Origin of the sequence: Sanyastnella coralliicola (assembly GCF_030845195.1) — a bacterium.
GTDB lineage: Bacteria > Bacteroidota > Bacteroidia > Flavobacteriales_D > Sanyastnellaceae > Sanyastnella > Sanyastnella coralliicola.
Genome location: NZ_CP132543.1, coordinates 3,317,525 through 3,341,037, shown reverse-complemented (window position 1 = coordinate 3,341,037; position 23,513 = coordinate 3,317,525). Strand labels below are relative to the sequence as shown.

The 23,513-nt window shown below is 47.3% G+C and carries 19 protein-coding genes; 10 read left to right on the top strand and 9 right to left on the bottom strand.

All coding sequences use genetic code 11. The features are described from left to right. The first annotated feature begins 33 nt into the window (after window positions 1-33). Complete coding sequence (locus RA156_RS13960) at window positions 34-2,727, top strand: PKD domain-containing protein (protein ID WP_306640948.1); 2,694 nt, start codon at window positions 34-36, stop codon at window positions 2,725-2,727. Between the two features lie 125 nt (window positions 2,728-2,852). Then, complete coding sequence (gene purQ / locus RA156_RS13955; protein ID WP_306640946.1) at window positions 2,853-3,548, top strand: phosphoribosylformylglycinamidine synthase subunit PurQ; 696 nt, start codon at window positions 2,853-2,855, stop codon at window positions 3,546-3,548. On the opposite strand, the gene RA156_RS13950 is transcribed toward purQ, so the two are convergent. Next, entirely contained in the window at window positions 3,541-4,506 is a 966-nt protein-coding gene (locus RA156_RS13950) for a DUF6427 family protein (protein WP_306640944.1), read from the bottom strand. The genes purQ and RA156_RS13950 overlap by 8 nt on opposite strands. A 74-nt stretch (window positions 4,507-4,580) precedes the next feature. Here RA156_RS13950 and RA156_RS13945 point away from each other — a divergent pair, with 74 nt between their 5' ends. Beyond that, window positions 4,581-4,769, top strand: coding sequence for a hypothetical protein (locus tag RA156_RS13945; RefSeq protein ID WP_306640942.1), 189 nt, complete (start codon window positions 4,581-4,583; stop codon window positions 4,767-4,769). 16 nt (window positions 4,770-4,785) lie between these two features. On the opposite strand, the gene purD is transcribed toward RA156_RS13945, so the two are convergent. Beyond that, window positions 4,786-6,078: a phosphoribosylamine--glycine ligase gene (purD, locus tag RA156_RS13940; RefSeq protein WP_306640940.1), complete on the bottom strand. Its 1,293-nt coding sequence runs from the start codon at window positions 6,076-6,078 to the stop codon at window positions 4,786-4,788. Window positions 6,079-6,184: 106 nt separating this feature from the next. On the opposite strand from purD, the gene RA156_RS13935 reads away from it, so the two are divergent. Together RA156_RS13935 and RA156_RS13930 are read left to right on the top strand one after the other, a co-directional pair. Beyond that, window positions 6,185-6,958 (top strand): glycosyltransferase family 2 protein, encoded by a 774-nt coding sequence (locus RA156_RS13935; RefSeq protein ID WP_306640938.1) that lies wholly within the window; start codon window positions 6,185-6,187, stop codon window positions 6,956-6,958. Beyond that, window positions 6,939-7,931 carry a glycosyltransferase family 9 protein gene (locus RA156_RS13930; RefSeq protein WP_306640936.1) on the top strand — a complete coding sequence of 331 codons (993 nt, stop codon included), beginning with the start codon at window positions 6,939-6,941 and terminating at the stop codon, window positions 7,929-7,931. Before RA156_RS13935 ends, RA156_RS13930 begins: the two co-directional genes overlap by 20 nt. Here RA156_RS13930 and RA156_RS13925 read toward each other — a convergent pair. The 6 genes from RA156_RS13925 to RA156_RS13900 form a co-directional block, all read right to left on the bottom strand. After that, the gene (locus tag RA156_RS13925; RefSeq protein WP_306640934.1) at window positions 7,889-9,412 is read right to left on the bottom strand and encodes an O-antigen ligase family protein; all 1,524 of its coding nucleotides are present in this window, start codon (window positions 9,410-9,412) and stop codon (window positions 7,889-7,891) included. The two genes, RA156_RS13930 and RA156_RS13925, sit on opposite strands and share 43 nt — an antisense overlap. Window positions 9,413-9,484: 72 nt before the next feature. Further along, entirely contained in the window at window positions 9,485-11,137 is a 1,653-nt protein-coding gene (locus RA156_RS13920; RefSeq protein ID WP_306640932.1) for a S41 family peptidase, read from the bottom strand. Further along, on the bottom strand, window positions 11,118-11,561 hold the full coding sequence (rnpA, locus tag RA156_RS13915) for a ribonuclease P protein component (protein ID WP_306640930.1): 444 nt from the start codon (window positions 11,559-11,561) through the stop codon (window positions 11,118-11,120). Before rnpA ends, RA156_RS13920 begins: the two co-directional genes overlap by 20 nt. A 17-nt stretch (window positions 11,562-11,578) precedes the next feature. Further along, a complete protein-coding gene (locus RA156_RS13910) occupies window positions 11,579-12,331 on the bottom strand; it encodes a uroporphyrinogen-III synthase (protein ID WP_306640928.1) in 753 nt (250 codons plus the stop codon). A gap of 37 nt (window positions 12,332-12,368) precedes the next feature. Continuing rightward, window positions 12,369-13,025: a DUF4271 domain-containing protein gene (locus RA156_RS13905; protein WP_306640926.1), complete on the bottom strand. Its 657-nt coding sequence runs from the start codon at window positions 13,023-13,025 to the stop codon at window positions 12,369-12,371. Window positions 13,026-13,089: 64 nt separating this feature from the next. Next, window positions 13,090-16,521, bottom strand: coding sequence for a lamin tail domain-containing protein (locus RA156_RS13900; RefSeq protein ID WP_306640924.1), 3,432 nt, complete (start codon window positions 16,519-16,521; stop codon window positions 13,090-13,092). Window positions 16,522-16,615: 94 nt separating this feature from the next. On the opposite strand from RA156_RS13900, the gene RA156_RS13895 reads away from it, so the two are divergent. Continuing rightward, complete coding sequence (locus tag RA156_RS13895) at window positions 16,616-17,608, top strand: aspartate-semialdehyde dehydrogenase (RefSeq protein ID WP_434064847.1); 993 nt, start codon at window positions 16,616-16,618, stop codon at window positions 17,606-17,608. Here the strand turns inward: RA156_RS13895 and metG are convergent, their stop codons facing one another. After that, complete coding sequence (gene metG, locus RA156_RS13890; RefSeq protein WP_306640921.1) at window positions 17,609-19,672, bottom strand: methionine--tRNA ligase; 2,064 nt, start codon at window positions 19,670-19,672, stop codon at window positions 17,609-17,611. It abuts the gene before it with no gap. Between the two features lie 52 nt (window positions 19,673-19,724). On the opposite strand from metG, the gene RA156_RS13885 reads away from it, so the two are divergent. Genes RA156_RS13885 through RA156_RS13870 form a run of 4 tightly spaced genes read left to right on the top strand, consistent with a single transcriptional unit; the run spans window position 19,725 to window position 23,498 of the window. Then, window positions 19,725-20,645, top strand: coding sequence for a S66 peptidase family protein (locus tag RA156_RS13885; RefSeq protein WP_306640919.1), 921 nt, complete (start codon window positions 19,725-19,727; stop codon window positions 20,643-20,645). Window positions 20,646-20,684: 39 nt separating this feature from the next. Beyond that, the gene (kbl, locus tag RA156_RS13880; protein WP_306640918.1) at window positions 20,685-21,881 is read left to right on the top strand and encodes a glycine C-acetyltransferase; all 1,197 of its coding nucleotides are present in this window, start codon (window positions 20,685-20,687) and stop codon (window positions 21,879-21,881) included. Then, entirely contained in the window at window positions 21,878-22,933 is a 1,056-nt protein-coding gene (locus RA156_RS13875; protein ID WP_306640917.1) for an NAD(P)/FAD-dependent oxidoreductase, read from the top strand. The genes kbl and RA156_RS13875 overlap by 4 nt, the downstream gene beginning before the upstream one ends. A gap of 52 nt (window positions 22,934-22,985) precedes the next feature. Continuing rightward, window positions 22,986-23,498: a GbsR/MarR family transcriptional regulator gene (locus RA156_RS13870; RefSeq protein WP_306640915.1), complete on the top strand. Its 513-nt coding sequence runs from the start codon at window positions 22,986-22,988 to the stop codon at window positions 23,496-23,498. Window positions 23,499-23,513 lie beyond the last annotated feature (15 nt).

The window sequence follows — 23,513 nt, the reverse complement described above, 5'->3', positions numbered from 1 at the left end:
TAACGCCCAACCGGTGAACCAATTACGACGATTATGAATCGAAAGCTTACTACACACTATGTGACAGCATTGCTATGTGCAATGGTGTTGACACTCACCACGCAAGCCCAAAGCGTGATGCCTCCAGCAAACGATATCTTTCCCTCCGAAACAGAATTAAATACTGCATCTCCAATGCAAGTGTTGGTTGCTAATGCACCAGCTTCAGCGGCTTCTCTCGAAGCGTACACTGTGGCTTCCGGTGAATGGAATCAACCATGGGTTTGGGATTGTGGATGTGTTCCTGACGCCAACTACGACGTCACTATTTTGAATGGTGATAGTGTGTCTGTGACAACGAACATCAGCGTCATGAATTTGACAATCAATGCTGATGCACATCTAGAAATTAGCAGTGCAGTCTCAGTGGAAGTTTATGTATCAGGAGACTGGACGAACCAAGGTAGTTTCGATGCTGGAACTTCACTCGTCAATTTGGATGGGGTGGCCTTGCAGCAAGTCATTGGTGAAAGCGATTTCTATGATTTGAATGTCGCTAACGCGGAAGAGGTAGTTCTTATGGGACCAACTGGGGTCACCAATCTTCTTTTCCTGAATACGACGCTGACTACCAATACCAACTTGGTGCTGAAAAGCAGTGGAATTGGAGCAAGTGGTTCTTTAGCACCGGTTATGGGTGGTTTATTGAACGGACTCCTTGGTCTGGAACGTACCGTGCAAGCGCCATATCAAGGTTGGTTGACCATTGGAGCGCCCTTCGTCAATGCAACACTTGAACAATGGAATGACGACTTTATCACCACCGGATTCGAAGGGTCTGATTTCCCAGCTTATGAATTCGTAAGTGTTCAAACCTATGATGAATCTGCTGCGCCGGGTGAGGATTCGTTCTTGCCGGTAAGTTCAACAGATGAAATGATCTCCAATGGTCTAGGGTACTATGTTTATGCAAACGCAGGAACCTACACGTTTGATGTATTCGGACAACCAATGATTGGAAATACCACGATGCCGGTTTCTTTCACCGACACAGGTAATCCAACATCTGATGGATTCAACGTAGTAGCCAATCCGTACCCGTCGAACATTAATTGGGATGATGAAGACTGGACAAAAACCAACATGTACAACGCGATTTACGTTTGGGATGTTGGCCTGAATCAGTTCCGTACCTATGTGAATGGTTATGGTGTAAATGGTGGAACTCCACTCATTCGAAGTGGAGAGGCATTCTGGGTGCAAGCAAATGCTCCAAGTCCAGAACTGGGTGTGTCAGAAACGGTAAAGGTATCTGGTGATTGGACTCCAGAGGTGAACGCCGGTGATCAATTCTTAAAACTACGTCTAGACGGTTTAGGTCTAGGAGATGAGGTGATTATCGCGTTCGATGAAAATGCCACACAAGACTTTGATCAATCGATCGACGCATTCAAATTTGTTAGTAGTAATGCCGTGCTGTCTATGGCCACGGTGTCAACAGATGACATGAATCTCGCCATCAACAACCTGCCACTAGACCAGGTAGCAATGGATGTACCGGTACTTATTACAAGTCAAGAGGCAGGTGAAATTCAACTTACGGTAGAGAATTTCCCGAATATCACTGATCGCTGCATGTTTATGGAAGACATGATCACCGGAGAGCTCTATGATTTAGAGCCTGGAATGCTGATCACTGTTGAAACAGAAGTTGTGACAGAGCAAGAACGTTTCGTAATTCACATGGGTGAAGCGCTGCAAGTAGCAACTTCTCCAATCACATGTTTTGGCGATAACAATGCAAGTATCGAAGTCACAGGAACAGGAGTAGGTCCTTGGACATACACTTGGACTGACGGTGAAGGAACAGAGATTCTTGTGGAAGAAGACATCAACGGTTCAAGTAGCCTTGAAGGTCTAACCGAAGGAACCTACCATGTGTCTGTTCAAGGGAACCCTGTATGTGACGCACTAAGTCGAACCTTCGAAATCATTGAGCCGGTGGCCATTGAACTCTCAAGTTCACATGCTGATATTGGATGTGATGAAGTCAATACGGGTACCGCGACCGTCGAATTCTCAGGAGGCGCTGAGCCGCTCATGGGTCAATGGTCGAATGGAGAAACATCAACATCGTTGACAGATCTAGAAGCGGGTACTTACGTCTTTACCATCACCGATGCCAATGGCTGTGAGGTAGAAGAATTGGTAGTGATCGATCAAGCACCGACTGTAGTCGCTGATTTTGAGCCGAGTGCACAGATTGTGAATCTCAGCGATGGTTTGGCTACTGTCAACTTCTCGAATCTCTCAGAGAATGGGGAGATGTTCGTCTGGGATTTCGGAGATGGAGGAATGCCATCGATGGATGAAAACCCATCACATTCATACACAGAAACAGGCTCGTATATCGTTTCGCTCGATGCTTCGAACGACCAGTGTAGCGATTCACATCAGATTGTGGTGATTGTTCAAGACGCCGTTGGTATCGAAGATATGCCGATGGATCAAACGGTAGATGTATTCCTTCAAGGAGGGATGCCGGTGATTCGTTTCCGACACGATGACAAACGTGAATACAGCATTCAAGCACACAACTTATTAGGGCAACAATTGATCGCTCCAATTACAGGTAGCTTCGGAGGAGAAGTCTTGCCGTTAGAGCTTCTACACATGGTACCTGCTACGATGATCACATTGAAGAACACAGTCACAGGTGAATCACACACCTTCAAGATCTTACGCTGACATAGAGCAGCGCTAAGCTTAACCACATACTTAACATAAATAAACCCCGCATTTGCGGGGTTTTTTAATTAACAAGTGTGTCTATTCGCACCTCGAATTCGTAGTTTTGCCCCAAATTCTTCTCAATGAAATTTGGTGTAGTCATTTTCCCGGGCAGTAACTGTGATGAAGACATGGTATATGTCCTTGAGTCAATCCTTGGTCAACAAGTTGAACGTCTATGGCACAAAGAGCGTGATCTCAAAGGAGTAGATTTCGTGGTTTTGCCTGGTGGGTTCAGCTATGGAGATTACCTCCGCAGTGGGGCGATTGCTCGATTCTCACCAATTATGGAAGACGTCGTAAATCACGCAAATAAAGGCGGCTACCTCATGGGTATCTGTAACGGTTTCCAGGTGTTGACAGAAGCAAACCTTCTTCCAGGAGCACTGCTACACAACACTGACCGTAAGTTCATTTGTAAGAATGTTCACCTTCTACCTCAGAGCGAGCGAGCGTTGATGACGAACCATCTTGAATTTGATCGCGCTTACCAGATCCCTGTGGCTCACGGTGAGGGTAATTATTTCGCTGACGCGGAAACGTTGAAGGCATTGAATGACAATGACCAGGTACTATTCCGTTACTGCGATGCTGAAGGAAACATCTCAGAAGACACCAACCCGAACGGTTCTCTTGAAAACATTGCAGGTGTGATGAACGAGAAAGGAAACGTATTCGGCATGATGCCGCACCCAGAGCGTGCAGCTGATAGTGACCTTAGCAATACAGACGGACGAGAGATCTTCGAATCGATTCTAAAGAACTTCGTGCTTAGCTAAGCCATCCGAAGTGCACCCAAATCCAGCTGAGTATTCCGGCTAGAATTAAGGTGTAGAACAACACTCCCTGTAATCGATATTGACGCTCCAGGAATAACCATGGGAGCGACCACGCCGCTGGAATCAATAAAAGGTTTGATGCCACGGCTTCACTGTGGAAGTATGCCGTGATAGCGCTTCCGAGAATCCCAACAGAGAAAAAGAGCAAGACCGCTTTTGAATTCTTCGACTTGTTGCTGCTTGAAGAGAAGGTGCCCAACATGAATAATAATCCTGTGACGCTGAGTAGCGCCATTAAGCTTGCGAAAACAAATAGTGTCCAAGAGATATCTGCTGATCCTGGATCGGTGAGTCCGAACCAAAAGCTATTCAACGGCATATCTAACAACCACAAGAGGGTCGCGAAAATCATGAACGGCAAGATGAAGCCAACAATAGGGAGCATGATTTCGCGCCAGTTGGCTGCACGAGTGTATAGCACTGCTACGATCAACATCAATTCCGCGCTAGCGAAATAACCGCAAATCACCGTAGCCACTCCGAAAAGAAAACCTGCATTGAAATAGCTCGCCGCACCATCGTTTTGGCGATAAATCTTCAACGTCTCATTCACCCCGAGCACAAAGAAAATGGCACCTGGAAACACCGGTGAATAGGGCAAAGTATGCGGTATAACCATCGCCGGGAAAATGAAGAAAAAGGCGGCTAGTACGTTGCCCGAGCGATTGAGTTCATGACGCAGAAAACAACGGTTCAAAAGCATGGCAGTGGCCAATGCAAAGACCATATTCACCCAGGGAAACCCATGCCAAGTGAGGGACCCTGGGAGCCAAGCATGACTCTCATTCAACTCGATGGTGACCGGACTAAGAAAGACGTGCAAACCAATGCCGAGAAGCGCAATTAGCGGCGCTACCAGGTTAGCAATAGGTTGGTTTGAACGTAGAATACTTAGCATGCCTGTCAAAAATCAGTGTCGAATGAATTGCATTTAAAGTCTAAGTGCTATTTTTGCCCAAAAGTAATCAAGCCATGAATTTGCAGAGCATCATTGACCCAATTGGTAAAATCGTAGAAGATTCATTCGAAAGCGTTCTTGTACCTATCAGTGAAATGTTCAACTGGGGAGTAATCGTCCTTGGTTTGGTTGGCCTTGGTATCTGGCTGAAGATGCAAGGTGATTACAACAAGAAAGCGCAGCGTGAAGGAACGCTCATGTAATTCGCGCCCCCTCTTTTTACTTCGTTGTTTGAACCTTCCGTAGATCGAATCCGATGTCTTTACGGAAGTATTTCCCGTCAAATTGTACAGCATCAATGGTAGCGTAGCTTTTTTCTAGCGCCTCTTCCATATCCGCACCCATCGACGTTACGGCCATTACGCGCCCGCCATTCGTGAGCACCTTATCTCCGTCAAGCTTTGTACCAGCGTGGTAAACTATGCTCTTGTTCTTTTCATTTGACATGGTGATGGCCTTTCCTTTTTCATACGAAGCAGGATATCCACCAGAAGCAAGGATCACCGTGGTTGCCGTACGATCATCAATCTCCAAATCACATTCACTCAAAGTGTCTGTGGCAATTCCTTCGAAGAAGTGCAATAGATCAGACTTGATGCGCGGAAGAATTACTTCTGTTTCAGGGTCTCCTAAGCGGCAGTTGTACTCAATCACGTACGGATCTCCTTGAACCTTCATCAATCCGAAGAAGATGAATCCTTTGTAGCTGATGTCGTCAGCGTTTAGTCCTTTGATGGTTGGAATGATGACATGGTTTTTCACTTTCTCCATGAATTCTGGATTCACGAATGGTACTGGGCTAATTGCCCCCATACCTCCAGTGTTCGGACCCGTATCACCTTCGCCAATGCGCTTGTAATCTTTCGCCTCAGGGAGAATCTTGTAAGATCTTCCGTCAGTAATCACGAACATCGAAACTTCGATCCCTTTCAGGAACTCTTCGATTACTACAGTGCTACCAGCATCCCCAAAGACTTTGTCTACGAGCATGTTATTGACTGTGGTCACAGCTTCTTCGATGTCTTCGGTGATGATGACCCCTTTTCCGGCGGCGAGTCCGTCAGCTTTAATCACGTAAGGCGCTTTCATGCCTTCCAAGAAAGCACGGGCGTCTTTTGCGTTTTCTCGCGTAAAGCTTTTGTAACGAGCTGTCGGAATCTGATGGCGGCGCATGAATTCTTTGGCGAACTCTTTACTACCCTCCAACTGAGCACCCACTTTGTTAGGTCCAATCACACAGATGTGGCTAAGAGAATCGTCAGACTCGAAATAATCTGCAATTCCTTCAACCAATGGTGCTTCAGGACCAACAACAACGATCTTAATGTCATTGTCAAGAGCGAACTGAGCAACTGCTTTGAAATCCATCACATCGAGCGCTACATTCTCAGCAATAGCAGCGGTTCCGGCATTACCCGGTGCGACGTACAGTTTCGTCAAAATAGAACTTTGAGCTACTTTCCAGGCGATCGCGTGCTCCCGTCCTCCTGAACCAAGGATCAGAACATTCATAAGGGGGTGTTTTCTACAAAATTAGCACTTTGTGCGCCCTTGACAAGCAAGGTTTTCAACAGCGAATACCAGTTCTTGTGTGTACCTTCGCATCGAATCTCCGGTAATGGAAAGAGCAAAACTCTCAGTTGTAGTCATCACCTTTAACGAGGAACGGAACATTGAACGTTGCATACGTTCAGTGCAAGATCTTGCAGACGAAGTGTTGATCCTTGACTCTTTTTCTAAGGATAACACCAAACACATCGCTACTTCACTCGGAGCACGCTTTGAAGAGCATGCCTTTGACGGACATATTCAACAGAAGAACCGAGCTTGGCAGATGGCCACACACGACTGGGTGTTAAGCCTCGACGCTGATGAAGCACTGGATGGTCAATTGAGCGCCGCCATTGAAGAAGTTCTTTCCAGTGATGATCCGCAGGTTGATGGTTACTCCATGAACCGCTTGACCAATTACTGTGGTGATTGGGTGCGCCATTCAGGATGGTATCCTGACACCAAAATGCGCCTTTTCCGAAAAGGAAAAGGGGAGTGGGGTGGTGTGAATCCTCATGATAAATTTGACCTGCATGAAGGTCTTGTTTCAGGCCATTTGAAAGGCGATATTCTTCACTACAGCTACTACACTTCTGAAGATCACTACAAGCAGATTGAGTACTTCGGAAACATCGCGAGTAAAGAGCTGTACGAACGTGGCGTCAAGAAAGGTTGGTTCACGATTTACCTCAAGGTTTTTGCGCAGTTCATGAAGACATTCTTTTTCAAGAAAGGCTTTCTTGATGGCGCCACAGGCTTCACCATTGCACGGATGAGTGCTTTTGCGACCTACCGCAAATACGTTAAACTCAAACAACGTCATGCCGGAACTTTCGCCTAAGCATATTGTCATTTCGCGCACAGACGGCATCGGAGATGTTATCCTCACGCTGCCTTTGGCGACACGTTTGCATGCACTATACCCAACGGCGAAAATTAGCTTCTTAGGTCGCTCTTACACGCGCTGTGTTATTGAGGCCTGTCAAAGCGTGGATGTCTTTTTGAATTGGGATGATATTTCTTCGCTAGCGCGGAATGAGCAGGTAGCCAAAGTGAAAGCGTGGGACTCAGATATGATCTTCCATGTGTTCCCGCGGAAAGAAGTGATTGAAGTAGCTCATGAAGCGAAGATTCCGACACGCATTGGGACGGCTAAACGATGGCATGCTTTGACCAAGGTGAACAAACGCCTTTGGTACAGCAGAAAAGGATCAGACCTTCACGAAGCACAACTGAATCTAAAGATGTTGGAGGCCATAGGTCAAGATGCCTCTTACGATCTCAATCGCATCGGAAAGCTTTACAATATGAGTGTCCCTTCTCAAGATCTCGGGAATGCTCAAGCCATTCTCGATGCGGAGTTTTCCATCTTGTTGCATCCGCTTTCTCATGGAAGCGCGCTCGAATGGCCATTGGAATCATTTGCCAAACTCATTGAACTACTGTCAGCAGAAGGTATCACCGTAGGTGTGACCGGCACAGAGAAAGAACGCCAAACCATGGGCGATAAATTGCCTTGGAACAAAGTGATTGATCTCGGTGGACAATTGAACTTAGATCAACTGTTGTACTTGATTTCGAAAGCAGATGGTCTGGTGGCGGCTTCTACAGGGCCATTGCATATGGCAGCAGCGACAGGCATCAATGCACTTGGGTTGTATTCACCGAAACGTCCAATATTCCCAACACGTTGGGCTCCATTGGGGCCAAAGGCATCGTACTTAGTTGATGATGTTCATCCAGAAGATGGACGATTGAAGATGACTCCCGATCAGGTGTTCGGACGAATCCTGGAGTGGAAGGCGAGTCGTTGACCGCTGAAAAGAGCAGCGAAAAACGCAAAGAAGGTAACTCCCGCTTGCGTCTCTAGGGTGTCTTCCGTCAGGAAGCTCAACGCCAAAATCAAGCAGAAGGTAGTAAAGAGGAAACCACGTTCACTTCCCACTACTCCGAGAGGCATAAACAACACGAGTAGGAGTAACAACACGCCACAAATCCCGAAGGCAATCCAGAAGGTCATGTATTGATTGTGCGCACGCAATCGGTAAGGTTCTTCCAGTGAAGAATCAATCTCGTCGTATGCGGTAGCAAAAGCATCTTTGACATCTCCGGTTCCCACACCGAGTATAGGGTGATTGGCGATGATGTGTCTTCCGGCCTTCCAGAATTCTAATCGTTGGGTCACAGAATTTCCGCTTGGGTTACCGCCATTCATGACGTTCGATATTTCGAAGAAAATCTTGTCGAGTCGACGACGTAAACCACTGTGTTCAATTTCAAGAACGGAAGGGATACCTGACTCCACAAGCCTCACATCTTCTTCTGTTAGCGCGCGCACTCCTTCAAGGTCTTTGCGTAGGCCTTTTGAAGTGAGGTATCGAACCAAGGTGCCATAGAGCGCTTGCCCACGAGCATCCGTACTGTCGTATGCTAAGGTGCTTCGCTCTTCCCATCCTGAACGCAACTCTCCCCAGGCAATGTACCTCCAGATAAAGTGCCCGTTTTCACGCATGGTGTTATCTGGATGGTGCTCATAGGGGTTTCCTTGGGCTGTGTGCGTTTCAAGTCCTTCAGCGTGGTTCTCTGGAAGGTTGAAGTAATCATAGGTCATGTACCCAATGGCAATCATGCCAATTAACATCATAGAAGGAATCGTCCAGCGAAGCATCTTGCGCCATCTTGGCTTAATTACGCTCGCTTCTTCACTCACAAGGAAAAGAATAATCACTGCTGTCAGGAGTACCGCTCCTGTAACGGATTCGATGATCCACAAGAAGCCGAGATTCAGTGCTAACAGCACCAAACAGAGCAAGATTTTGCGTCCTTCAGAGATCCACAACATCAACACAGCCGATGCAAACACGAGCAGCATACTGAATCGAATGTGTGAGATGAAAACACTGATGTCACGGATGTTGCTGACTTCCTTATCCCAGATGCCGAGAGGAATCAATGCACATCCAATAACTGCCGCTCCGCAGGCCATCACAAAGAAGAGCCACATACGCCGTAAGCTCAATCCTTCAATAGGTCTGGCGGTGAAGAAGATGGTAACGAAGAGAAGTATAGGGAGCTTAATCCGTATGTCTTTCATCGCATAACCGAAGTCTTGCGTCCACAGCAAGCCAATGATGTGGATGAGGAAGACAGAGATCAGGATCCAGAAGTAACCACTTGAAATGGCCTTTGCCCAGCGGTACTTAAGGTTCTGTTTTTCAGAAGTAAGCTGGTCGATGATCCAGGTTCCGAGAAGCCAGAATGAAGACACACTCATCCCGAAATTCGAGAAGGGCATCGACACCACAGCAAGGATTAGCCCTGCCTGATAAAGAAGGGGGACAATTCTATCTTTCTGAATCACCTAGGTCTATTCGGTTCCGTTTAGGATCCGAATATACTCCTCTCCGAAGACATTCAAGGCACGTTTCAGTACTGGATCATGTTCCAGTGCGTAGCGAATCGCCCCTTTTTGATAGTAGTAACGACTAATGATCTCTTCTTCAAGAGTGTACTCAATCTGCTCGCGGAATTTCTGAAGATCACGTGATTTCTCCGGTGCGATCTGTTCTTCAAGCGAAGCAAATACCTCTTCAGCTCCTTCATAGTAGCGCTCGTCTTGAGCCACTTCTTTAAGTCGAGCGAGGAGTTCTTCTGTACGTGTGTCGTAGTCGAATTCTTTTGAAAGTGCGTAGGCTACAAAATCATCGTAACGTTCACCTAGATCGAAGGCTTCCGGCTCTGCGATTTCCGCGTTCTCACGTGCAAAGGTGGTGGCGTATTTGAATACGATGTGATTGCGCATGAGTCCGGCAAGTACGTTGCTGAATTCTCCTTGTTCTACGTCTACATCTGGTGCCACTCCTCGTCCGTCATAAACGGTACGACCGCCAACAGTTTGGAAAGGCTTGATCAGTGAATCAGGTACTTCATCTACACGCTCACCAGCACGGTTAGTGTAGTCGAGTTTCTGGATGCATCGTCCGCTAGGGATGTAGTATTTCGCAACCGTCAACTTCAGCTTTGAGTTGTACTCGAGGTCTTTTGTTTGCTGTACGAGTCCTTTACCGAATGTGGTATTTCCAACAACTACAGCTCGATCTAGATCTTGCAGTGCTCCACTTACAATTTCACTTGCGCTGGCAGAACCACCATCAACCAAAACAATAACGGGCATGTCAGGAGCGATTGGCTCGTTGAGTGCAGTATGCGTACGATTCCACTCTTCGAGTTTACCTTTCGTGCTTACGATTTCTGTTCCTTTCGGAACGAAAAGGTTCACAATGTTGATGGCTTCTCGAAGCAAACCACCACCATTCCCGCGAAGGTCAAACACAAGTTGCTCCATTCCTTCGTTGTCTCGAAGTTCAACAAGGTTTTTGCGCACTTCCGCGCTGGCTGTTTTGGTGAAGCTTCTGAGGTGGATGTATCCGATCTTATCAGTCAACATTCCAGCGTAAGGAACGTCTGGGATCTGCACATCTTGGCGCTCCACTTGAACAACCATCGGACTCGCTTCTCCTTCACGGCGGATTTTTACATCCACCTTTGTTCCGGCTTGACCTTTGAGGAGTCCGCTGATTTCGTCAGGGTCTACTTCATTGAGGTCTTTCCCATCAATTTCAAGTACAACATCTCCAGCGAGAAGTCCGGCAGAGTGTGCTGCGTATCCTTCGTATGGTTCCATGATTGTCACCTCTCCATCAATAGTGTTGACGAGTGCGCCGATGCCACCGTATTGACCCGTGGTCATGAAACGGTAGTCTTCAATCTTAGATTCAGGATAGTAAACTGTGTAAGGGTCGAGTGACTTGAGCATGGCATCAATACCAGTCTTCATCAACTCACCTGGATTGGTCTCGTCTACGTAGAAGATATTGAGCTCTTTGTAGAGTCCAGTGAAGATCTCAAGGTTCTTTGAGATTTCGAAATAGTCTTCAGCAGCTTTGAATGAGATTCCTCCGATGGCGAGTGGTACAAACAGTAACCAAACCCACTTATTCTTACGTAGCACTTTTTTCATCCTGTCCGGTTTGATGGATCGATTGGTCATCGCTCTTGAAGTTAGCGATATCCTCTATTAAACGATCGATCAGGAGCGATATTTTAAGATCTATTGTGTTAAAGTCTGGGAGTTCTTTCCCAATGTAGATTACTGCTACCGCCAATTGAAGATCGTGTTGTTGACAAGCATCGTAAAGACGGTGCTTTTGCATACGCCAACTTTCGCGAATAAGTCGCTTGATTCGGTTACGATCGACAGCTTTCTTAAAGTATCGCTTAGACACACTGATGACTACCTGTGCTGGTTGCTCTTCGATGAGCTCAGTAGCGAGCCACTTGAAGCGCACAGGAAATGACTTGACAGCCGCACCCTTTTCAAAAAGCTGACCGATGATCTTACGGTGCGTAAGACGCTCGTGCTTTTTAAAGGTGTATCGTTTCATGAAAGTAGTGGGCAGGCCTATCCTTTCCCGGTGATGTAGTTCTCAATCGCCATCGACATCGAGGGTGCCTTTGGGTTTGGAGCGCTAACATCAACACGTAGTCCAGATTCTTCTGTTGCTTTCACCGTTGTTGGGCCGAACGCTGCAATACGCGTAGCATTCTGCTTAAAATCAGGGAAGTTCTTGAAGAGTGACTCAATTCCAGAAGGAGAGAAGAACACTAGCATATCGTAGGTCACATCTGAAAGGTCAGAAAGGTCGCTACATACCGTACGGTACATGATAGCTTTCGTGTAGTTGATCTTCGCTTCTTCCAACAAATGAGGAATAGATGGCTTCAACAAATCAGAACATGGAAGAAGGAACTTCTCCTTGCTGTGCTTTTTGATAGAATCCATCAAGTCAGCAAAACGCGCCTTCCCATGGAAGATCTTACGCTTGCGGTAAACAACGTATTTCTGGAGGTAGAATGCAGTTGATTCTGAAATACAGAAGTACTTCATGGTATCAGGAACAGCGAATCGTAACTCTTCACAAATTCGGAAGTAGTTGTCAACGGCATTACGACTTGTGAAAATCACCGCAGTGTGATCTTCCAGGTCAATGCGCTCTTGACGAAATTCCTGTCCTGGAACTGGTTCAACATGAATGAAAGGACGGAAGTCGATCTTCATGTTGTATTTGTCTGCCAAGTCAAAGTATGGAGACTTATCAGAAGCAGGCTTTGGTTGCGAGATGAGAATGGTTTTAACCTTGTCTTGCCCAGCCATAAGTAGTTCGTTTCAAATTCCTTAGCGAATTCTACTCCTAACCGCCGTAAACCGTGGAAAACACCTTCAACAGCACCACGAAGGGTAGAATTTCGAGGGTGCAAAGATACAAAATTATATAGTTCAAAGAGATGCGGTTTTCAATGGCCGCTATGACACCCCTGAACAAACGGAACAAATAGCTCAACAAGTATATTCCAATCCCAACATAGATCAGAAGGGGAGCTGGACCACCCTCAGAAAGGGAGGCTGCAATGGAAAGGAGAAGTAACACGCTTCCGGTTAATTCCGAGACTAAAATTGAGTTTCCGTAGTAGACTTTCAGACTGTTGCCCGGTTTACCAATGGTAGAAACCAATTGCATGGCAACAATCTTTAACATAAACACCATGGCCACCAAGAAACACATGGTCAAAAACGGACCGACCCCTTCCGCGATAGCGAATGAAGCAGAACTCTTGAGAAACAAAAACAGAAACAAGGCGTGACCAATGACCAACACCGGGAACATGAAGAGCCAGTCAGGCTTGATCTGGTATTCGTTGTCGATGAAGGTTTGCTTGGCGATGCGGTAGTTGGTGAAGTTGTAGCCCAGGAGTTGGATGTACTGAGGGTATTGCACCCTAACTAGTACCACAAGAATTAATGCACCCAAAAGGAACCAAGTCATCCAAGGTTCGAAGAGGTGATCCACTTCGCGAAGTCTCGGTGTTATGTCTAAAAGGAGGGCAATGGGCTGCACAACCCAAAGGTGGCAATTAATCTAACTGGTGCCCCAGCGTGCAGACCAATTTTTCAAAGATGACTTCTCCATCAGGGTGGAAAACCTCGAAAATGATGACGTAGATGCCAATAGGGGCCTTCTCGCCATGGTCAGTAATTCCATCCCAGCTCAAGGTGCCTTCAATTCCCAAAGTCTCATTGTTGGTGAGGCGTCGGATAAAACGACCACCATCATCGAAGATTTGGATGTTTCCAGTGAATCCGGAACGACCAAGGTTGTAACTGATCAACAGATTGTCTTCAAAGCCATCGTTGTCAGGTGAGAAAACTTCTGGAGATAGGCTCACCACGCTCTCTGACATGGCTTGATCGAACTGACTATTCATATAACCCGGCGTTGCGAAGCCTTCGATGCTTGCAGCACTGTGCCAGTTGGTTTCATCGTCTGAATCTCGTTCTGCGCTGAGGCGCTCAAGAGAAACGCCTTCTGTATCATCCAACAATGGGTAGTGTTGGCTGTCGTCGTATGGAACACGGTCACTGATGGTGAATAGACTGTCGGTGAGCACAACCACTCCGCTGTTGTTGCTGTATGTTGGAAGGTCGTCTACTTCAATGATAGCCGTCTCCACTGCGTTCGGGTAGAATGCAGTAACTCCAGACACCGATTCTGTGAAGACGAAATATTCGCCTGGATAGATGATAAATGGTACCTCAGAAATAGGCTTGAAATTCTCAGGTATTCCGTTGGCTTCATTACCCAACTGCCAGTTCAGAATACTGATGTTCTTTTCTGAGCGGTTGTAGATTTCAACGAAGTCTGTCCCATCTGTATAAGGGTCGAAGAGAATCTCATTGATGATCAAATCTCCAGCCTCCGCATCTTCTGGTACGGCGAAACGAACCGACTCAACGTCCTCGTTCAAATTTCCCCAGCAATCAGTGGCTCCAGTGAGTTGACATATGTAGGTTACTCCTGCTGAGAACCCACCGTCGAATTCGATGCGCATTGATCGCTGTGTAGGAGGAATAAGGGAAGTCGCGCCTTGCAGATACCCCAATGATTCAAAGGTTCCGTTCGTTTCGATACCGACCTCAGCTTCCAATGTTTCTTCACTGATCAAATCAAGTTGCTCGTCGAAGAAGATGTCGATGCTGTTGGCTCCAGAAACGAGGGCGTAAAGCACTGCAGGAAATGCCTCATCTGGAGTCTCGTCGTAAACTGAATTAATAGCTCCAGCCGTATGTCCGGTGGTTGCTTGTGAAGCCGTCCAGTTGTCTTGGTCGCTACATGGGTCTTCAAGATTAATCAACTCCAAGCTGTAGCCTCCGTCATCCTTGGATGGGTCGTTGTACCAGCTGTCTTCGTAGCTAACTTCATCGATGACGTTGAGGGCTGCATCGGTCAAGGTGAGGGTTCTTCCGCCATTTGTCAGACCCGGGAATTCAACCATTCCCACTACATTCTCGAATAACAAGAAGTCAATCAAGTCTTCGCTGTCAGTAATGATAAGGTAGGCGCCGGGTTCAAGAACGACTTGCTCTTCGAAGAATCCGTCATTCAGCAATAGGTCTGTGAGCTCGAGTAAATTCTCAGAACGGTTGAATACTTCGACGTACTCAGCGTTCGGTGAAGGAATTTCAGCATTTGGGGCGGCCATGATCTCGGTCATGATTAAGTCGCCTTCTTGAGGTACAGAGCCACGCGTAAATTCAATGATGAGGTCATCAGTACTTGCATTACCGGAGCAGTCAACTACGTTTGACAAAGTGATCGTGTAACTAGTGCCACTTTCGAATTCACTATCAAATACGATTTCGATGGCACTGAGGTCATTTGCCAGCGCTGTGGATGATATCGCAATGGCCGGCGCGATGTCGATGGTAATCAAGTCTAGTTGATCATCGGCCAAGCGTTCGTCAAATTGAATGAGCACACTGTTATCAGCTGGGAAGAAGAACGAAGCAATCGTCGGTGCTGTTGCATCTGGCGCGTCGTTGAATATGCTGTTCACGGCTCCAGGAGTTCCTCCAGAGAAACTTTGTGAAGCACTCCAGTTTCCAGACCCAGAACATCCTGCGAATGGATTGATGCGTTCCAAGGTGATTCCACCATCGGAGAATTCTGAGGCTCCATACCAATCGTCAGTGTAGGCAACAATGTCGAGAATGGTGCTTTCCGGGCTTAATAGGGTGAGGCTATCGCCGGAATTGCTCAGAGCGGTGAATGACTCAACAGTTATCACCGGACCGAAAGCTTCCAGCGCTTCAGCTGCCTCATCATCACATAGGATCACGTATTCTCCCGGTAACAAAGGGTAGGAAGGAAGGATCTTCGAAGTGTTCGTATTGACGAATTCAAAATTGGCCAAGTCAAAGGCGTTGTCAGAGGCATTGAAGAACTCGACGAATTCAAACTCTGGCAGGCCTAGGGCTGGAGTTGGGTCAGGGAAGATCTCGTTGATGACGATGTCACCTGCTTCCGCGATAGCGCTTACTACCCAAGTGAAGTTCAAGGTGCCCCCCTCAAGACTATTGCCTGAAAGATCCTCCACTCCATTCGCAGTCAAGGTTACTTCTGTATTCTCAGGGAAGTTGTTTCCAAAAGTCAGGTGAACCAAAGACTGATCAACTTCGTCACGTTCAGCTGTGGTAGGAGAGCCAACGCCATTCGAAACTGAATAATTACCCACCGTTTCGGCGCTAGCCTCATCAACAGCCTCATTGAAAACGATGTCAATCTCATTCGCGCTGATGGTAGTGATGGACTGCAATTCGGGAGCAATTTCATCAACGAATTGAGCACCGAAATAGATGTCGTCAAATTGAAAGGCATCAGCATTACTGACGGTGTAATTACAAACGACTCCAAGCGTTGTGGCTACTGAATACGTATCGTCCATTCCAGAAGCTTCGAGCTGGTAGTTCGTGCCGCCATCTGGGTCAACAAAGATTTGCCAGTTGCCTAATTCATCTCGTGTGACACGTACTCTGATTTCAAAAGAACCGGCTACTAGTCCCGCTGTTCCTGCTGCAATTTCTACTACTGGGTCGCCCATGTTATCATCCCGGAAAAGTCGGATGGCATCTTCAGAGCCAGATTCTCCAAAAAGCAGGAAATAACCTTGTGCTCCAGCGCTGGAAGCTCCAGAGAAGGAAAGGTTCTCAGCTTGAGAGCTGAGGTAGTAGCGTGTGAAGTTGTTGGAAGAGCCAGAGAATGAGTGTTTTACCCAAACGGTCCATTCTTGGTTAGCCAATTCCGCGCTAGCGAAAGTAGTAGACAGATAACTCTGGGAAGCCTCATCGTCATTCAGCTGCAAGCGTTGATTGCCGTTGATAATGAAGTTCTCTGTATTCCCATTCCAGACTGGATTCGTGGTGAAATCACCATCAGAGAAATCATCCGTCAATTGCGCGGAGGCCAGCGAATAAACGCTGCATAGGATCAACAAAAGGAAAAGACGCATCAGTTGCATTGTACAAGGCGGCTAAGGGGCCTAAATATACTACTTTTGACCCCTGAGAATCAGGTTTACAAAATCTTAATTTATGTCTCAAGGATTGAAAGTAGCAGTGTGCGGAGCCACAGGAATGGTAGGAAGAACCATGTTGAATCTGTTGGCTGAGCGCAATTTCCCTATCAGCGAATTGATTCCCGTAGCCTCTTCACGCTCTGCAGGAAAGCAGTTAGAGTTCAAAGGAGAGCAACACACCATCGTAAGCTTTGATGAAGCCTTGTTGCGTAAACCTGACGTGGCACTATTCAGCGCCGGAGGTTCGGTAAGCCTGGAATGGGCGCCCCGCTTTGCAGAAGTCGGAACCACAGTGATCGACAATTCTTCAGCATGGCGCATGAATGAGAATTTCAAACTGGTGGTGCCTGAGGTGAATGGAGATGTGGTGACCAACGAAGACCTCATTATAGCGAACCCAAACTGCTCGACGATTCAATTAGTGATGGCCTTGAAGCCCTTACATGATGCTTTCAATGCGAAGCGTGTCGTGGTATCGACTTACCAATCGGTAACGGGTACCGGACAAGCAGCAATCCAGCAATTGGAAATGGAGCGCAGAGGAGAAGATGGTGAAATGGTTTACCCATATCCCATTGACCGTAACGTCTTGCCGCACTGCGATATTTTCCTTGATAACGACTACACGAAAGAGGAAATGAAGCTCACGCAGGAGACCTGCAAAATTTTAGGCGATGATACGATTAAGGTCGTCGCAACTGCTGTGCGTGTTCCTGTAGCTGGTGGACATTCGGAATCTGTCAATGTAGAGTTTGAATCAGCATTTGAAGTCGGGGATGTGAAGAAGCGTTTATCTGATTTTCCCGGTATCAAAGTGCAAGATCAACCGGACATCAACAATTACCCAATGCCGCTATATGCTTCAGGTAAAGACGAGGTATTTGTAGGTAGAATTCGTCGTGATTTCACGCAAGAGAATACACTCAACATGTGGGTAGTGGCAGACAACCTTCGAAAGGGGGCGGCGACAAACGCGATTCAAATTGCAGAAGACCTGCTTGCGAAAGGACGTTGGTCTTAATTAAGCAACACCGTCGCCCGGTTCAGCACCTTTTTCAGCCGTTACAAAACTAAGTTCACCCGCAGCGTTTTCTGCCATGAGTACCATTCCCTGGCTTTCTACGCCTTTGATCTTACGCGGCTCAAGGTTGAGAAGAACACATACTTTCTTTCCGATGATTTCTTCCGGTTTGTAGTGCTCTGCAATACCTGAAACAACCGTACGCTCATCCACACCTGTTCGGATGGTGAGCTTCAACAGCTTCTTCGTTTTCTTGATTGGCTCAGCGTCGAGAATCTCCGCTATGCGAATGTCAAGTCCAGCGAATTGCTCAAATGGAACATTCGCTTTCACAGGCTCCAACTCGCGCTCTTGCGAAGCAGCCTTCGCCTCTTCCAGTTTCGCAACTTGGGCTGATACCAACTCGTCGTCCACTTTCGTAAATAGAATTGGCGTCTTCTCGATAGAAGTACCTGGTTCAAGTAGCGATTTCCCAGCTTCGTTCCACTCCAAATGGTTCAGTCCAAGTGCCGAGGCAATCTTAGCTGAGGTATTCGGAAGGAATGGGTGCAACACGTAAGGAAGATTCGCTGCCACCTGAACACAGATGTTCATGATGGTTTTTACGCGCTCTGGATCTTCCTTGATTTTCTTCCAAGGCTCTTCCTCAGTGAGGTATTTGTTGCCGGCACGCGCTAGGTTCATTGCTTCTAATTGCGCTTCGCGGAATCGGTATCCACGAATCAACTTCGCTACTTTTTCAGGAGTAGCGGCGATGGTTTGAAGCATCTCTTCATCCTGTGGGAGCAATTCTCCAGCAGCAGGAACAGCACCATCGTAATATTTATGTGTCAAGACCACCGCGCGGTTGATGAAGTTTCCGAGGATATCGGCAAGTTCATTGTTGACGCGATCTTTGTAGTCGTTCCAAGTGAATTCTGAGTCTTTCTGCTCAGGCATAATAGACGCCAGAACGTAACGCAACTCATCCTGCTTTCCAGGGAATTCTTCGAGGTATTCGTGAAGCCATACAGCCCAGTTTCTCGAAGTCGAAATCTTATCACCTTCCAGGTTCATAAACTCGTTGGCAGGTACGTTGTATGGCAATACGTAATCACCGTGCTCACGAAGTAAGATTGGGAAAATCAGACAGTGGAATACGATGTTGTCCTTTCCAATGAAGTGCACGAGGTGGCTATCTTCAGACTTCCAGTAGTCTTCCCAGTTCTTTCCGTGCTCTTTAGCCCATTTCTGCGTGGCTGTGATGTATCCAATTGGAGCATCTAGCCAAACGTAGAGTACTTTTCCATCGGCACCTTCAACAGGCACTGGCACACCCCAATCAAGGTCACGAGTCATCGCACGTGATTGAAGTCCGCTATCGATCCAAGACTTACACTGACCAATAACATGCTTCTTCCACTCTTTCACTTCGTGCTGCGACTTCCCTTCGAACTGTCCGTTCTCGATGTAATCGCGCAGCCAGTCTTCGTGGTCACCCATTGGTAGGTACCAAAGTGAAGTCTCTTTCAATTCTGGCTTGCTTCCGCTCAATACAGAACGCGGGTCAATCAAGTCTGTTGGGCTCAATGCGCTTCCACAGTTTTCACATTGATCACCGTAGGCATGGTCGTGACCACACTTCGGACATGTCCCTGTGATGTAACGGTCGGCCAAGAATTGCTGTGCTTCGTGATCGAAGTACTGCTCTTCCGTTTTGACTTCGAAAGAACCTTTTTCAAGCAGCGTCAAGAAGAAGTCTTGTGCGTTCTTGTGATGCTCAGGCGATGAAGTGCGATCGTAGATATCGAACTCAATACCGAATTCCGCGAAGGTCTTCTTCATCAATTCGTGGTACTGATCAACGATGTCTTTCGGGGTAACTCCCTCTTTTTTGGCGCGAAGCGTAATTGCAGCGCCATGTTCATCGCTTCCACAAACGAAGGCAACGTCTTCCCCTGCGGAACGCAGGTGGCGAACATAAATATCAGCCGGTAGCATCGCGCCAGCAATGTGACCAATATGAAGTGGACCATTGGCATATGGGAGTGCCGAAGTAACCATGTATCGCTTTGGAGCTGTCATTGTCTTCTAATTGTGCGCCGCAAAATTATTTCTTTTCAGCAGATTTGCAGGTATGCATGTCAATCCACCATTCTTAAATCAAGGAGATACGATCGCCTTAGCCGCTGCAAGCCGTTGGTGCACGCCTGAACAAGCGGCCGCTGTTTCACAGTTGATAGAGGCTAGAGGCTTTCGTGTTCAGGTTCCAGATGGACTGTTTGAGCGCGATGGTCAATTGGCCGGTGATGATGCCCACCGTGCTCAACTATTGAATGCGTTGATGGCATCTGATGATGTAAAGGCAGTGCTATTTATGCGTGGGGGCTATGGTGCTGGGCGTTTGCTTCCTTTTCTTCGCCTAACGGCGGAACGCGACCGCTTCCCTTGGTTATGTGGTTTTAGCGATGTCACTGCGATTCACTCCTGGACAACCGTCAATGGTATCAGTTCTTTGCATTCTCCGGTAGGAACCACCTTGCTCACTTCCCCACCGGAGGTGGTGGATGCCTTTTTTAATGAACTTCAAGGGAAAACCACGGGATGGAATGTCGAAGCTGAGGTTGTTAAAGAGGGAAAGTCAGAAGGGAAGCTCATCGGAGGTAACCTAAGCGTGCTTTACAGTCTTCGAGGCACACCGTACTTTCCTGATCTCTCAGGCAAAATATTGATCATTGAAGATCTTGACGAGATGCTCTATCACTTGGATCGAATGATGAATAACTTCGCTCTGTCTGGTGAGTTTGAGAAGCTGAGCGGACTACTCATAGGGCAGTTCTCAGACATGCGTGACAACACAAAATCTTTCGGTTTTAGCAGCGATAACCCATTTGGGTATAACCAACGACAGATCATTGAACGATTCTCGCAAACCCTGAACATACCGGTGGCTTTCGGACTTCCATTTGGACATGAGGCGATGAATCTGCCCGTGAGATTAGGAGCAGAAGTTGAACTTGAATTGAAAGATCATCGCTGCCACATTGTGTATCGGTAATTTTACCTGAAATTTGAACCCGAATTTAATCCCATAGCCATGTACGGAAAGATGAAAGAACATCTTCAGGAAGAACTGAAGCAAATCGAAGAAGCCGGACTGTTCAAGAAGGAACGAATCATCACTGGTCCTCAAGACGCCTTGATCAAGGTGTCAACAGGAGAAGAGGTGCTGAACTTCTGTGCAAACAACTACCTCGGACTTTCATCACATCCGAAAGTGCTAGACGCGGCGAAGGCTACACTAGACACACATGGGTTTGGAATGAGCTCTGTGCGTTTCATCTGTGGAACGCAAGACATCCATAAAACGCTCGAAGAGAAAATTGCTGACTTCCTACATACGGAAGACACGATTCTATATGCAGCGGCATTCGATGCCAATGGTGGTGTATTTGAACCATTGTTGACGAAAGATGACGCGATCATTTCTGATTCATTGAATCACGCATCTATCATCGACGGGGTTCGCTTGTGTAAAGCAGCGCGCTACCGCTACGCGAACAACGATATGGAAGATCTGGAGAAGCAACTTCAGGCAGCTGAAGGAGCTCGCTTCAAGATCATCGTAACCGATGGTGTATTCTCTATGGATGGATACGTTGCGCAGCTTGACAAGATCTGTGATCTCGCAGATAAGTATGATGCACTTGTGATGGTTGATGAATGCCACGCGACTGGTTTCATTGGCAAGACAGGACGTGGTTCAGTTGAACTTCGCGGTGTGCTAGGTCGTGTTGACATCATCACCGGAACGCTCGGAAAGGCGCTTGGTGGCGCGATGGGTGGATTCACTACTGGTCGTAAAGAGATCATCGAAATGCTACGTCAGCGCTCTCGTCCGTACTTGTTCTCAAACTCATTGGCGCCATCGATCGTGGGTGCTTCGATTGCTGTGTTTGATATTTTGAATGAGACCACTGAATTGCGCGACAAACTTGAATGGAACACCAACTACTTCAAAGACGGTTTGCGCAAAATTGGTCTTGATTTTAAAGACGGTGACTCGGCCATTGTACCGGTGATGCTATACGATGCGAAGTTGTCGCAAGTAATGGCTGACCGCCTGCTCGAAGAAGGTATTTACGTGATTGGTTTCTTCTACCCGGTAGTGCCAAAAGAGCAAGCGCGTATCCGCGTTCAGTTGAGTGCGGCGCACACCCAAGAACATCTTGATAAAGCACTGGCTGCCTTCGAAAAGGTAGCGAAGGAGCTGGGCGTACTCAAAGAAGCATGAGGTTTGACCTGATCATTGTCGGACAAGGTCTGGCAGGATCTGTGTTGGCGTGTGAAGCGCAATCCCGAGGGCTGTCTGTCGGTATCATCGACAATGGCTGGAAGTTGAGTGCCTCAATGGTTGCTGCCGGTATGTGGAATCCGGTGAGCTTCCGTAAGATCATTTCCGTTTGGCGTGATCAAGAATGCATGGAGGCGCTTCAAACCAAGTATCCTGCCTGGGAGAAGTCTCTTGAAAGCCAATTCTACTTTGATCGCCCGGTGATGCGTGTCTTCCCGAATCAAGAGTACGCTGACTTATGGGCGAAGCGAGTGACCGAGGGCATGCCCTGGATTAAAGCGGTAAATGAACTTCCAAATCGTATTAAGGCTCCGCACGGTGCGGGATTGGTTGATCAAGCTGGGTATCTGCATCTTCCTCGTTTTCTAAAATCGGTTCGTGATTTCGCTAGCGCGGAATCGCGACTCCTAGAAGAGGAGTTTGACCCAGAGTATCTAAAAACGGACGCCGGACGCCGGACGCCGGAAAAAGGGATTACTGCTGGTGTAGTCTACAAAGATTGGCAAGCCGATCACCTCATCATCGCCATGGGGACGAGTGCTCGTAATCTCTCGTGGTATCAAGATCTGCCACTTCAGACCAATAAGGGCGAGGTGCTTGATGTCAACGTGAAAGACTTTCAGCGTGACATCACCGCAAACAACGGAAAATGGCTCTTGCCCTATGAAGGAGGGGGGTACAAACTCGGTGCAAGCTATGATTGGCGTCAAGACGATCTAGAAAAGTCTGATGAGGTACGTGAGATGCTATTGGAGAAGGTTCAACTCATGCTCGATGCCGAGGTGTCTGTAGTGGAGCATAAGGTGGGATTACGACCGACCGTCAAAGACCGCAGACCACTTTTAGGTGAGCTGGAACCACAAATATGGTCATTCAACGGACTAGGTACACGAGGTGTGTTAATCGCACCATTATTGGCGGGAGAGTTACTGAATCACATCTTTGAAGGGACGCCATTGCATCCAGAAACCGATCTCAATCGATTTAAGTAATAGAACTTTCAAAAAATATTGAAAGATTAGAATTGTTTTGTATCTTTGGGTCATGGAACTCAAAGAAGCGAAAGAACAATTCATCATGTCATGGGGTGCCCTGGGCTCTAACTGGGGGGTAAGTAAGACCATGGCTCAAGTACACGCCTTATTGATGGTGAGCAATGATCCACTATCTGCAGACGAGGTGATGGAACAACTGAATATCTCACGCGGAAATGCCAACATGAACCTACGCGCATTGATCGATTGGGGGTTGGTAGAAAAGATCCATAAGCTCGGTGAGCGTCGTGAATTCTTCCAGGCAGAAAAAGACATGTGGAAGATCGCCACGCGCATTGCCAGTGAGCGACGCAAGCGTGAATTGCAGCCGATCCTCAAGGTTATTGATCAGATGAAGGACATTGAAGACAAGCAAGCTGATAAGGCTGAGTTGGAGGCCTTCAAGAAGCAAATGACCGAACTCGAAAACTTTACTGGAAGGGTAGACCGCATCTTCGATCGACTCGATCGCGCGGATGAACGATGGTTCACCGGGCTTCTCACGAAAATCATGAAACGATAAAATACACACCATAAA